The organism is Algibacter luteus (assembly GCF_900141715.1).
Classification (GTDB): domain Bacteria; phylum Bacteroidota; class Bacteroidia; order Flavobacteriales; family Flavobacteriaceae; genus Arenitalea; species Arenitalea lutea.
The window spans coordinates 11,831-24,485 of record NZ_FQYK01000011.1 but is presented as its reverse complement, the minus strand read 5'-3'; the positions used below and the strand labels follow the sequence as shown (position 1 = coordinate 24,485).

11 protein-coding genes are annotated in these 12,655 nt (G+C 31.9%); 5 read left to right on the top strand and 6 right to left on the bottom strand.

The window, feature by feature from the left end; genetic code table 11:
• Nucleotides 1-24: 24 nt before the first annotated feature.
• The gene (locus BUA46_RS14430; RefSeq protein WP_019388686.1) at nt 25-516 is read right to left on the bottom strand and encodes a YkgJ family cysteine cluster protein; all 492 of its coding nucleotides are present in this window, start codon (nt 514-516) and stop codon (nt 25-27) included.
• Between the two features lie 82 nt (nt 517-598).
• On the opposite strand from BUA46_RS14430, the gene BUA46_RS14425 reads away from it, so the two are divergent.
• Nucleotides 599-1,297, top strand: a complete 699-nt coding sequence (locus tag BUA46_RS14425) for a class I SAM-dependent methyltransferase (RefSeq protein ID WP_019388685.1) — start codon at nt 599-601, stop codon at nt 1,295-1,297.
• A 2-nt stretch (nt 1,298-1,299) separates the two neighbouring features.
• On the opposite strand, the gene BUA46_RS14420 is transcribed toward BUA46_RS14425, so the two are convergent.
• The 3 genes from BUA46_RS14420 to BUA46_RS14410 form a co-directional block, all read right to left on the bottom strand.
• Nucleotides 1,300-1,704, bottom strand: a complete 405-nt coding sequence (locus BUA46_RS14420) for a hypothetical protein (protein ID WP_019388684.1) — start codon at nt 1,702-1,704, stop codon at nt 1,300-1,302.
• 210 nt (nt 1,705-1,914) lie between these two features.
• The gene (locus BUA46_RS14415; protein WP_019388683.1) at nt 1,915-3,642 is read right to left on the bottom strand and encodes a TonB-dependent receptor; all 1,728 of its coding nucleotides are present in this window, start codon (nt 3,640-3,642) and stop codon (nt 1,915-1,917) included.
• Nucleotides 3,643-3,717: 75 nt separating this feature from the next.
• Nucleotides 3,718-6,738, bottom strand: a complete 3,021-nt coding sequence (locus tag BUA46_RS14410; RefSeq protein WP_019388682.1) for a tetratricopeptide repeat protein — start codon at nt 6,736-6,738, stop codon at nt 3,718-3,720.
• Nucleotides 6,739-6,969: 231 nt separating this feature from the next.
• Between BUA46_RS14410 and BUA46_RS14405 the strand changes: the two genes are divergently transcribed.
• Genes BUA46_RS14405 through BUA46_RS14390 form a run of 4 tightly spaced genes read left to right on the top strand, consistent with a single transcriptional unit; the run spans nt 6,970 to nt 10,217 of the window.
• Entirely contained in the window at nt 6,970-7,653 is a 684-nt protein-coding gene (locus BUA46_RS14405; RefSeq protein WP_019388681.1) for a cell division ATP-binding protein FtsE, read from the top strand.
• Between the two features lies 1 nt (nt 7,654).
• Nucleotides 7,655-8,392 (top strand): class I SAM-dependent methyltransferase, encoded by a 738-nt coding sequence (locus tag BUA46_RS14400; protein ID WP_019388680.1) that lies wholly within the window; start codon nt 7,655-7,657, stop codon nt 8,390-8,392.
• On the top strand, nt 8,392-9,282 hold the full coding sequence (locus tag BUA46_RS14395; RefSeq protein ID WP_019388679.1) for a glycosyltransferase family 2 protein: 891 nt from the start codon (nt 8,392-8,394) through the stop codon (nt 9,280-9,282). The genes BUA46_RS14400 and BUA46_RS14395 overlap by 1 nt, the downstream gene beginning before the upstream one ends.
• The gene (locus tag BUA46_RS14390; protein ID WP_019388678.1) at nt 9,279-10,217 is read left to right on the top strand and encodes a glycosyltransferase family 2 protein; all 939 of its coding nucleotides are present in this window, start codon (nt 9,279-9,281) and stop codon (nt 10,215-10,217) included. The genes BUA46_RS14395 and BUA46_RS14390 overlap by 4 nt, the downstream gene beginning before the upstream one ends.
• Before the next feature lie 11 nt (nt 10,218-10,228).
• On the opposite strand, the gene BUA46_RS14385 is transcribed toward BUA46_RS14390, so the two are convergent.
• Entirely contained in the window at nt 10,229-11,347 is a 1,119-nt protein-coding gene (locus BUA46_RS14385; protein ID WP_050981792.1) for a glycosyltransferase family 2 protein, read from the bottom strand.
• The gene (locus BUA46_RS14380) at nt 11,337-12,470 is read right to left on the bottom strand and encodes a hypothetical protein (RefSeq protein ID WP_155949616.1); all 1,134 of its coding nucleotides are present in this window, start codon (nt 12,468-12,470) and stop codon (nt 11,337-11,339) included. The genes BUA46_RS14385 and BUA46_RS14380 overlap by 11 nt, the downstream gene beginning before the upstream one ends.
• Nucleotides 12,471-12,655: the final 185 nt, after the last annotated feature.

Here is a 12,655-nt window from a genome sequence, read left to right as displayed (position 1 = left end):
GTTTAAAATTTTGTTTTAAAGATACTATTTTATTCTCTTTTTCATGTCCTCAACAATGTTATAAGCCGCAGGACAAATGGACACATTTTTTAAAGTAAGGTTTGAAATTTGCTGAAATTTTTTTCTATCGGTATGCGGAAATTCTTTGCATGCTTTTGGTCTAACCTCATAAATAGAACAGTAATTGTCTGCCCCTAAAAACGTACAAGGTACACTTTGCAAAACATAGTCGTTATCTTCATCGATTCGCAAAAATTCGGCGATAAATTGCTGAGTTTTCATTCTAAAATGTTTCGCAATTCTATCCACATCTTTATCTGTAAACAATGGACCTGTAGTTTTACAACAGTTGGCACACTCCAAACAATCAGTTCGTTCAAACTCCTTTTCATGCAATTCTTGCATAAGATAATCCAAATCTTTTGGCGGTTTCTTTTTTAACTTCGCGAAGAACTTTTTGTTTTCGTTATGTTTATCTTTGGCGAGCTTTGGAAGATTATTAATTAGGTCTTGCATGGTGTAAAATTAGACAATTTGTTTTATTAGACTCTTAAATGGGTTTTATTTTTAACGTATTTAATACCTTTTAATTTTTAAAATGAAAGACCTTTTTGGGAACGCTTTATTAGATTATCAAAATGGAAATTATTCTGAAGATATTATTACTTCAACCAATATTTCTGATGAAGATGTGTTACCTCTTCCCTATTTGTTTCGAAAATATAAAGACATGCCTAAAATAGAGCAGAAAGCTTTAGAACTTTGCAAAGGTGACATTTTAGATGTTGGATGCGGATCAGGAAGCCATAGCTTGTATTTACAAAGCAAAGGCTATAAAGTTAAAGCTATTGATGTTTCTAAAGGTGCTATTGAAGTTTCAAAACAACGCGGTGTATTGCATGCTGAAGTTTTAAATATTTTGGATGAGACCGAGACGTTTGATACCATTTTATTGTTAATGAATGGCACTGGTATTTTTCAAGAACTGACCCAAGTTTCAAAATACTTATCGCAGTTAAAAACACTTTTGAAACCTGGTGGACAGATTTTAATTGACTCATCGGATATAAAATATATGTATGAAGATGAAGATGGCGGGTTTTGGATGGATATGAATGCTGGTTACTACGGTGAGCTTGATTATTTTTTGAGCTATAAAGGTGAAAAAGAATCACCAATGAAGTGGTTGTATCTAGATTTTGAAACTTTAAAATTGGCCTGTGAAACTGTTGGACTTACATGTGAAATGTCTGTGGAAGGAGAACATTTTGATTATTTGGCGCGTATTACAATCTAATTTTAATCTCTTATGAAAGTATGCTGAGACTTTCCTTTACCGTAAACGAAGTTTATTTTGTTTAACACCGTAATCTTTTCGGTCATTTGATAATACAGACTTTGAATTTCGATATAATAATTTCCTCGTTTTAAGACGATTATGAAGTTTTCATGATCGTTGATAATGATTTCATTTTCTGTAGTTTTTTCGGCTTTTGGTGGTAAATTCATTTCTGGGAGCACCTCAATAAAACCTTTATGGTTTGAAATACTAAACCTGTAAACAACGTTTTTAGTATCATTTTTTAATTTCCAATCGCCTTCAATTAGTGATTCTACATCATCCACAGATTTGCAGCTTTTCAGATTTTGAGAAAACGCGTTTAATGCTGAAAATAAAATGATAAAAAGAAAAACTTTCTGCATATGTTATTTAATTGAAATAAATATAGCCATAATTAAGCAATGCAAATTGGGTTTATCCATTTTCTGTCTGATACGCCCGCGTTAGAGATTGCAATGAAAATCCTTTTGTGAGACACGAGCAAAAGATTGTAATGAAAAGCCCGACCCGACCGGGGAACGCCCAAATTATTTATAAGAAGACACTGCAACGAGATTTGAGTAACACAAATGTTAAAAATCAAACTTATAAGTAGCTCCTGCTAAAAACTGAATGCTCTGTACAGGGAAATTTTGCCATTTTTGATAAGCCTCATTAGCTATATTGTTGGCTTTGGCAAATACCGAAAGCTGATTGTTTATGTGATAGCCAAGGTGCGCATTCGCATCGAAATAACTATCTAGAACTACCGTAAATGGCGTAGTAATTGTCATGCCGTCGTTTAAGAAAAACTGGTCTTTACGCTCGCCAACATAGAATAAATTTGCGCCTGCAAACCAATGTTCGTTTATCTGATAATCTAAAAAGAGTGAACCTTTTATGTCTGGTAAATTCCACGCTTCAGCCTCATTATCCGAGTTATAAGAGAAATATTCTGCTTTTATACCTAGTTTAAAATTTCGGTTAACATCTACATTTATTTCGCCTGCAACTCCAAAAGTTTCAATATCGTCGTAAACGATGCCAAATGAGTTACCATAGGTATAGTCTTCGTTTGTTAAAGTGATTTCGTTGTTTCTGAAAAGCGCTTTGTTTCTATCGGCAATGTAACGACCGCTAATATTATAGCTCATATTGCTCGATAATTTCCCTTTTAAACCTACAAATGCGTTGTACAATTGATCTGTTGGCTGGATGAATAAGGTTGGCGAAACGAAGGGATTTTCGTTTGCAAATCCGTGATATGAATTCTGAATTAAATCGCCCTTTAAGCCTCCGTAAGCTATTAAAACATCGTTTACTAATCTGTAAGTTGCCCTAATATTTGGATACACATAGAAATTATTATCGCCTGATTCTTTATCGTTTAAATAGAATATGGACACGCCTAAATCTAAAGTTAAATCGTCTTGTTTTAGTTGATATGTTGGTGATAATCCTACTTGAAAGTTCCCGTAATTGAGCTCGTTGGTATCTTCATAATTTCTATCGAAAGTTCCACCTAAATAGTCGATTTTTAAATCGGTTGAAATTTCTACATCGTTAATAGGTACTTCGACTTTAGCTTTTACGGTAAATCTATTTTCTCCTGAGCCCTGATTGTCTCCAAAGCGTCTGAAAAAGAAACTTCCTGAATTAATGTAAGTGTTTTCAAATGAAATATCGCCACCAAAATGGGCATCGAAAAACGCATGATCTACTTCAATATTGTTGGCTTGTGCTTGCGCTATTTGAGATTCTGGAACACCATACCAATTGTACATTTGATGCTGAAAACCGCCTTCAACATTCCAAGCTAAATCTTTTAATCGGCTGGAATAGTTTAAATTTAATTTTGAATTTGAAAAATTATCGTTGAATGATATGCCTTCAATTCCGCCCGCAGATGAATGATGGCTTACATAACCACCAACGCTTTCATTTCTATTTATCGCGTGATTTAAATAAACTTCACCCAAAATAGTCGTGTATGTTCCAACGCCTAATGTGGCGTAATTATCGAATAATTTTACCGGTGCACGTTTTTCTACAACCGCCGCTTTTCCTTTTGCTGGTGTAAAGGTTGATGCAACAGGAAACGAAAATATATTGTATTTGATGTCTTTTTTGGTTTCGGTAGTTTCATCGTTTAATGATGGTACCTCTTTAACCTTAAAAGCATCTGAAATTGATGGTGTATATGGCTTTACTACATCAATTACACCAGTGTTAATAGTGTCGTTTTGTGTTCTCTGTGAAAACCCTAGGGTTATGCTTAATAAAAGAATACCATTGAAAATATATTTTATTTGCTTACGCATATTTGATATGTTTTGATTAACGATTGACGATTTTTGATTTATGTATTAGGTATTTGCTACACTCAACCAGACTATTTAATCTTCTGGTGAAATAGATGCGTTAGTTTTGGCTTCTTCCCTTTTGATTTTATTAAGTTCTGTTTTGGCTTCGGAAACGACATCATCAAACTCTGGGAAATTTTGAATGACACTTTCTAATATATAAGTGGCTTGAAACGCATCTTTTAAAGCATAGTAATTTTTAGCCATAAGCACCAAGCCTTTGGCACTATAATATTTATATCCTGAAAAATCTTTTGCTAATTTTTGAACGGAACCATTTGAAGCTTCAAACCTGCCTTCTTTATTCTTAAAATATGCATTAAAATACAAAGCTTCTGCTGCTGTTTCTCCAGTAGCAACGCGTTCAACATTCGCATATGCCGATTTTGCTCTGTCTTCATTTCCTGTTTTCATCGCAGAACGCGCAATTATAATATGTGCATCGCTTTTAATTTTGTTATCAATTTTAGAGCTTCTTAAAACTTTTTCAGCATAGGAAACCGCATTGGTATAATCTTCTAATTGATAATGGGCTTTCATTAAATTGGATTGAGCAAAAACAATATTTTGCGGATAATTAGCTTCTGCTTCCAAACGCTTTAACAACGGAATTGCTTGGTTCCAACTTTTACGCTCTAAATAAAACTGTGATAATCGCGATAAGGCTTCTTCTGTAAATTCGCTCTGACTTGCATCTAACACATATTTGTAATGAGGCGCTGCATTTTCCAATAAATCTTTTTTATAGTATAACTGTGCTACGTAAAAATGTGCTTGTAATGCATGTAAGCCATTCGGAAACTGATTTAAATAGCTATTAAACTGCTTAATTGCGCTTTCCGTATTATTATCCAAATATTGTTTTTCAGCTGCTTCATAGGTGGCATTATCTAAATCGGCATCTGTAACCTCAACATAGTCTAATTGCTTTACCCAGCGAGCATATTCATCTACTCGACCTAAATCAATATAAATTAATCGTGCCGTAGAAACCGCTTGAACCGCTTCGGGTGTTCCTGGATAATCGCCAGCTACTTTTTTAAATTTTGTTAAAGCTTGCTCGTTATCACTGCCATTATAATAAACCAACCCTTGTCGCAACAATGCTTTTGGCACGAAAGAACTCATACGATATTCACTACTTAATTGATCGTAAGCTTTCATCGCTTTATTTACTTCATTGGCCTTTACATACGAATTTCCGAGTTCGTAAAGTGCGTCGTCTCTAAGTTTTGAGTCAGGATACTCGACAATAAAATCTTCTAAGCCTTTTATTTTATTCGAAGTTTGCCCTGTATACCCAACGCTTATTGTTTTTTGAAATGCGGGATAATCTGAATCAATTTCATTTAGTTTGATTGCTTTTTCGTAAGCTGAAACGGCACTTTGGTATTGACTAGACACGAAATAACCATCACCCAAGCGTAAATAAGCATCATTAAGTCTTACTTTGTCGTCCTTTTTATTAGCCACAAATCGATTGAAATACTCGGAAGCTTTTCCATAGTTTTTCAATTTAAAATAAGTATACCCTAAGTTGTAATCTATATTTTCGATTTCAGGAGTAGAAGATGCCTCAGTTTGTTGCTGAAACTGTTTAAAACCTACAAGTGCATCGTCATAATTTGTTAAATTATAATCGGCTTCTGCTTTCCAAAATGTTGCTCTCGAAGTAAAAATAGGATCACGAGGTTCTTTTAATGACGCATCAAAAAGAGATTCGGCTTCTTGATAATTTCCTTCATTATATAATTCTAAACCTCTGTAAAATGCTACTTTTTGATATGCCATTTTATTCTCAAAACTATTTTTGTTTTCGAGTAGTTTTAAGGCTTCTTTATAATTTTTGGAAGTGATATAAGAATCAATTAAAAGTGTTTCAATTTCTTCTTTATAACCCGTATTTGGATATTTTTCTAAATAACCGGCTAACACTTGTGGTGCCGATTGATATGGGTTTCCTATTTCGTAACTAATTTTTGCATAATTTAACCAAGCATCTTCTTGGATTTTTAAATCGAAATTCATTTGTGATGCATTTCTAAACGCATTTAATGCTTCTTGTTTTTTATCTAAATTGATATAGCTTTCACCTAAATGATAATATGCATTTTGGGCAATAGCATCATTCCCTCCAATTATTTTATTAAATTCTGAAATGGCATTTTCAAAATCCTTTTGCTTGTAGTAAGCATAGCCGAGTTGATAAAAATCGGTATTATTCCACTTTCCTCTTTTGCCTTTATATGCTTTTAAATACGGAATTGCCGCTTGATATTGTTCTAAATTAAAATAACTCTCGCCTATTATTTTTGAAAGCTCTGAAACTTCATTATCATCGCTAGACGCTAGTCGTGCTTTGGCAAGTTCGATGGCTTTTTCAAATTTTCCGAGTTTAAAATTTAAATCGGCCTGATAGTACGAAAGTTTTTCTTTGTAACGCTCTTGGTCGCTAACTTGATCGAAATACGCATTAGCCTGATCGTAATCATCACCTTCATAAGCCATAAAACCGATATAATACTTCGCTTGCGAGCCGAATTCTTGTGAGTTTTCCACTTTGCTTAGATACTTTTTAGCATCTTTATATTGTTTTGTAGAAAACGCAGTATATCCATTATTAAAATAGAATTTTTCACGTTCTTTTCTACCTAAAGCATTTTCATCAACTTTATCATACCATTTTCTAGCGTAGGCGTATTTTGAGTTTTCAAAATAATAATCGGCTACATCAACAAATGCCGTATTTCTTTTGGTACTAGTTGGGTATTCTTTTACAAAATCTTCAACCAACTGGTCTGCATTTTGTTGGTTTAATCGCACTGCGCAGTTCGCAATATAATAGGCACAATTAGATTGTAAAATATCTTCTTGCGCGGTCTTCTTTACATTACTGAACATAGTTTGAGCCGCCTGATACTGCTGATTATTATAAAGCGACAATGCTTTTTGATAATCTACCAAACTACTTGTATAGGTTGCAGATTGCTGCGCTATGATTTGAAAACTAAAACTTATTGCAATAACTAATAAACCGATACTTTTCTTAATCATTTTGGACTAATTATTAAATTTAAAATCAAAGATAAATTAATATGAATCTTATAACGTAATAATCGTGCCATAATTATAAACCGAGTTATTAAATGTTAAAACATGCTGAAAATTACAACACAGAATTCAATTGTTTTATCTACAACTATTTTAAAGTTTTGACGTTTATCTTTTACATTCAAGTTTTAAATAATACTTTTACAACAGACAATTAAGAATTCTATTTAATCTATGCCAGATCCTATTTTACAACTTAAAGACGCTTCTATTTTTCAAGGCGATAGTTTAGTGCTTTCAAATGTTAATGTTGAAATCAATAAGGGCGAATTTGTGTATTTAATTGGAAAAACGGGAACCGGAAAAAGTAGTTTTATGAAAACGCTTTATGGCGATTTACCACTTACCGAAGGCGAAGGACATATTGTAGATTTCGATTTAAAAAACCTTAAAGAAAAAGACATTCCTTATCTACGCCGAAAATTAGGCGTGGTATTTCAAGATTTTAAACTGCTAACGGATAGAACTATAAATGATAATTTATTATTTGTTTTAAAAGCGACTGGTTGGAAAGACAAAGATAAAATGAAAACACGTGTTGAAGAAGTTTTAACCAAAGTAGATATGAAAACTAAAGGTTTTAAATTTCCTCACGAACTTTCAGGAGGCGAACAACAACGTGTTGCTATTGCAAGAGCATTGTTAAATAATCCTGAGCTTATACTTGCCGACGAACCTACTGGAAACTTAGACCCGCAAACAAGCGTTGAAGTCATGGAAGTGCTTCAAGACATTAATAAAAATGGCAATACTATATTAATGGCAACTCACGACTATGCTTTGCTTCTTAAATACCCAAGTAAGACTTTGAAATGTGATGAGAATCAGGTATATGAGGTAGTTCAGCGTAAAGGATAATATGTACAATTCTATAAAAAAAGGTCTTAAATCTGTAATTCCGAAGCGCTTCTTAATTAAGAATGAAATGCTTTTTCGGAATATATTTGGTGTTTTCTATAAAGGCAATAATCACGAATGCAATATTTGTAAAAAAAAATTAAGATCTTTTATTGCATTAGAAAATCAAGATTTACTTTGTCCTTTTTGTGGTAGTTTATCAAGAAACCGAAGGCTTTGGCAATTACTTCAAGAAAATGATGCTATAAAAGGAAATTTACTGCATTTTTCACCTTCTAGAAACCTTTATAGAACACTAAAAAAAAAGAAGAACATCAATTACTTTAGTAGTGATTTTGAGAATGAATTTCTAGCCGACTATAAATTCGACATCACCAATATTGAACAAAAAGACGCCACTTTTGATACTATTATTTGTTATCATATCTTAGAGCATATTACAGACGACCAAAAAGCTATGAAAGAACTTTACAGAGTACTTAAACCAAACGGTAAAGTTTATATTCAAACCCCTTTTAAGACAGGTGATATTTATGAAAATGATTCGATAACAACTCCGGAAGAACGTTTAAAACATTTTGGACAAGAAGATCACGTAAGAGTTTATTCAATTGAGGGATTGAAAGACAGATTGGAATCTAATGGTTTTAATGTGAAGCAAATCACATACAGTCAAAATGAAGATGATTTAAAATACGGATTTTTGTCGCCAGAAACAGTATTAATTGCTAACAAATAATGCTTTCAATTTTAATTCCTACATACAATTACAATGTATATCCGCTTGCAAGCCAACTTGAAAAGCAAGCTCTCGATTCTAATATCGCGTTTGAAATTATTTGTATTGATGATGGCTCGAAATCTGCAATCAACGTGGAAAATGAAAAAATCAATAGGCTCAAAAATTCAAAATTTATTGCACAAACAAAAAATGTTGGTTTAAGTAATAATAGAAATGCATTGGCAAGAGAATCGAAATATGAAAACTTGCTATTTATTGACGGCGACTCATTACTACCAGATGCACAATTCATAGTGAGATATAAAAAAGCATTACAAGCCGATACCGATGTTATTTACGGCGGAAGAATCCACCCAGAAAAAGTAGAAGCAAACAGGAAACTTCGCTGGAAATATGGTGTTTTTAAAGAAGATGCTAGCGCCAATAAAAGAAATAAAAATGTTTACAAAAGCGTCCTTTTTAATAATACATTAATTAAAAAAAGTGTTTTCACCACAATTGGTTTTGAGAAAAGCATTACTGAATATGGTCATGAAGACACTGTTTTCGCATATAATTTAAGTAAGATTAAAGCATCCATTTTACATATAGACAACCCAGTTTTGCATGGCGATGTTGATTTGAATGAAGTGTATTTCAAGAAAACACATAAATCATTAGAGAATCTAGATACTATATACAAAACCAAAATGATTGAGCCAGAATTCACAACATTTTTAAAGGTTTTCATCAAATTGGAAAGGATTAAATTGAATTACGTTTTTGCATTCGTTTATAAAATTTTATCACCTTTTTTTGCTTACAATTTAAAATCTAAACACCCATCACTATATATCTTTGAGTTATTTAGATTAAGTTATTTTTGTCATATTAATTTAAAAACATGACGCCTTTTTTTTCTGTAATTATACCCTTGTACAACAAGGAAGATTTGATTGAGCAAACCATTAAAGGTGTGCTGAACCAATCGTTCACAGATTTTGATGTCGTTATAGTAAACGACGGCTCCACCGATAGTAGTTTAGATAAAATAAGACCCTTAGTTGATGCGCGTTTTAAAATTATAAATCAAGAAAACAAAGGCGCATCATACGCTAGAAATTTAGGTATTGCCAATGCTGAAGGCAAATATATGGCTCTGTTGGATGCCGACGATCTTTGGAGTGAAAACCATCTTTTAGAATTAAAAAAGCTCATCGATAAATTCCCAAACGCAGGTTTATTTTGTAATAACTACGAAGTAATTTATACGAACAAGTTAAAACAACCTGCCAAATTTAATTTCGATTATGATAAAAACTGCGTAATAGTTAAAGACTTTTTCAAAGCTAGTGTTACTAATTCTGTTGCGTGGACTTCTGCTGTTGGATTTACAAAAGAAAAATTTAATTCTGTTGGAGGTTTCAATACCAATTTAAAAACTGCTCAAGATTTAGATTTATGGATTAAAATGGCTTTGAAATATGAAGTTGCTTTCAACCCCAGCATTACCATGTCTTATAAATTTCATGTTGATAATAGTTTATCAAAAAGCAATTATAATGATATTAGATATGAGTTTATTAATAATTTCTCAGAAGAAGAAAAAACAAACGCTTCACTTAAACTTTATTTAGATATCAACCGATGCGCTGTAGCTATTCGATGTAAAATGAATGACGAGCATTACCTTTACAAAAAACTAAAATCAGAAATTAACGATTCTAATTTGAACTTTAAGCAAAAATTTTTACTTAATTCTCCAAAGTATGTTTTAAAATTAACTAAACAAATCCATAGTCTTTTAGTTAAAAACGGATTGTATTATTCTGCCAACAGGTAATTTACACTTTACTATTTCTCTTCTTTTAAACCTAAGATGCTAAAAAAGAAACTGAAAAGAATAGTCTGAATTCCTAAAACCACAACTACTATAGCTGGCACTATTATTTTTAGTATTCTTTCTGTACTTTCCATATTGTTTTTAAAGCCAAAATAATATATAGCTACTCCTATTAATGTTAGAAAAAAACCAAGTATTACCCCACGTTCTAAAGTGAAATAAACGAATAAATTATCGTAGCTTCTTTTTCTTGGAATTAACCCATGGTTAGTTGCATATATTTTAGTGAGTGCATAAAACACTACAAACTGATAGCTTATTAAGAATAATCCAGCAAAAAGTGGGATCCATTTTAAATTATGGTTATTGGTATCAAACGAAATATTTATGGCTCCAATTATACCAATAAGCATGCATAAAAATCCTGGAATGAGGAACAACCATTTTGGACTATACAACAGTAAAAATCTTAAATGTCGCCAACCATCAGAGAAAGTTCTTAAATGCGCTTTTCTATTTCTTCCAGCCGGAAAAACTGTTGTGGGAACCTCGGTTATTTTTAAGTTTAACAAGGATGCTTTTACAATAATTTCTGAGGCAAATTCCATACCTGGTGTTGACAATTTCATTTTCTCATAAGCTTCCCTTGTAAAACCTCTTAACCCACAATGAAAATCGCCTAAATTAGTTCTGAAAAATAAATTACCAATAAAGGTCAAAACAGGGTTTCCAACATAGCGATGTAAAAAAGGCATGGCATCTTTTTTATTTTCACCTTTAAAGCGATTTCCCATGACTAAGTCTGAACCTGACCTCAAATTATCAAGAAATAAATTAAGGTTAAGAATGTCATGACTATCATCTGTATCTGCGGTAATAATGTATTTTCCCTTTGAACCTTCTATTGCTCCTCTGGATGCGTTTCCGTATCCTTTTTTCTCAACATTCACGACTACTGCTCCTAAGTTCTTAGCGATTTCCTGAGAGCCGTCTGTACTTCCATTATCGCCAATTACAACTTCACCATCAATATTATTTTCTTGCATAAAAGTTTGTGCCTTTTTTATACAAGATGCGATAGTTTCTGCTTCATTTAAGCATGGCATAACTATAGATAATTCAAGACTCACGTAGCTTTTCGTTTTTAAAAAATTCGTTTAACAATATGATGAAAGTTGCAAAAATAACCCAATCAAAATAGAAAATATAGCGCTTTATAGAATGTATTACTAAAGCAATAAGCACATTATTAGCAAACATAAACAATGTAGCGATGACAATAAATTTATAAATATTTTTATTCGTCTTAATAAAGTTAAACACTCCATAGCAGAGTAACATTAAAAAGAATAGGAATTGTTTTGATGAGCCAAATGCGTTTTTTAGGTTTTTAGTGAAAAGTTTAATCCAAATTTTAAAGTTTTGCTTTATTAATGGAATAACCATTTGGGAACACAAGGTGTTTAAAGCAATATTACTTTCAATGTAATTTAGCCCTTTGGCTTGATAATAATTTAAGCCTAAGTCATAAATTCTTCTATTACATATTTTAGCAAAATTATGCTGAAAGAATAAATAATCATCCTTATCTACACTTAAGTTTTGGTTTCGTGTTAATTCTGCTTCTTGTAAACTCGTATAAATTAAATTGAAATATGTTCTTTGATCTTGATCAGAAAAAAGGTTAATATCACTTTCATTGGCAATATAAAATGGCGAAGCAATAACATGAACATAATTCATGGCGTTGTTGACAAAATGACCAAATACTATTTTATTATAGACTCTTTCTGTAAAACTTGTTAGAATTGGAATAGCTATCAAAAGAACTAAAAAATAGTAATATTTCTTGAAAGATTTCTTCTTATAAAGAATAAAACCAACTATTAAAATTAATGCCGGTATTAAAGCTAAAAATTGTCCTCGTGTTAAAATTAGAACAAACAATAAAACGCTAATCTTATATAAATACGTCAAATTCTCTTCCACAAACATTTTTAAGGTTAAGGCAAAAATCACCAAAAAAATAGGATAAGTTAAAGCCTCACTCAGTATAGCGCTGCCTAAATCGTGAACATAAACACAAGGTGCTAAACAGATAAGTTGTATTATTATAATACCAACTTTATGAATATTAAAAACCTGTCTTAAATAGGAAAGAAAAAAATGCACTCCAAATACTATTATTCCATATTGGGCTATAACTAGAGGTAATTCAAAACTATCTCCAAAAACGCTAGTGAAAATTTTCAAAAAAGTACAATAGAACGGGCTATGATTCAACGCCATATCTATAAATGTATAACTATCAGGAAAGTAAATGGCACCTTTTGAAATAACAAAAATTCCTATAAATACATATATAAGAATCTGAATTATACTATTTAAATTAATTTGTTTGCTAAAAAGTTTCAATAATCTCGTTAATTTATTTATTA

Bases quoted from the DNA above. Each gene is read 5' to 3' on its own strand.
- BUA46_RS14390 (WP_019388678.1), top strand. From the start codon at position 9,279: ATGACGCCTTTTTTTTCTGTAATTATACCCTTGTACAACAAGGAAGAT.
- BUA46_RS14400 (WP_019388680.1), top strand. From the start codon at position 7,655: ATGTACAATTCTATAAAAAAAGGTCTTAAATCTGTAATTCCGAAGCGC.
- BUA46_RS14430 (WP_019388686.1), bottom strand. From the start codon at position 516: ATGCAAGACCTAATTAATAATCTTCCAAAGCTCGCCAAAGATAAACAT.
- BUA46_RS14395 (WP_019388679.1), top strand. From the start codon at position 8,392: ATGCTTTCAATTTTAATTCCTACATACAATTACAATGTATATCCGCTT.
- BUA46_RS14410 (WP_019388682.1), bottom strand. From the start codon at position 6,738: ATGATTAAGAAAAGTATCGGTTTATTAGTTATTGCAATAAGTTTTAGT.
- BUA46_RS14420 (WP_019388684.1), bottom strand. From the start codon at position 1,704: ATGCAGAAAGTTTTTCTTTTTATCATTTTATTTTCAGCATTAAACGCG.
- BUA46_RS14415 (WP_019388683.1), bottom strand. From the start codon at position 3,642: ATGCGTAAGCAAATAAAATATATTTTCAATGGTATTCTTTTATTAAGC.
- BUA46_RS14425 (WP_019388685.1), top strand. From the start codon at position 599: ATGAAAGACCTTTTTGGGAACGCTTTATTAGATTATCAAAATGGAAAT.
- BUA46_RS14405 (WP_019388681.1), top strand. From the start codon at position 6,970: ATGCCAGATCCTATTTTACAACTTAAAGACGCTTCTATTTTTCAAGGC.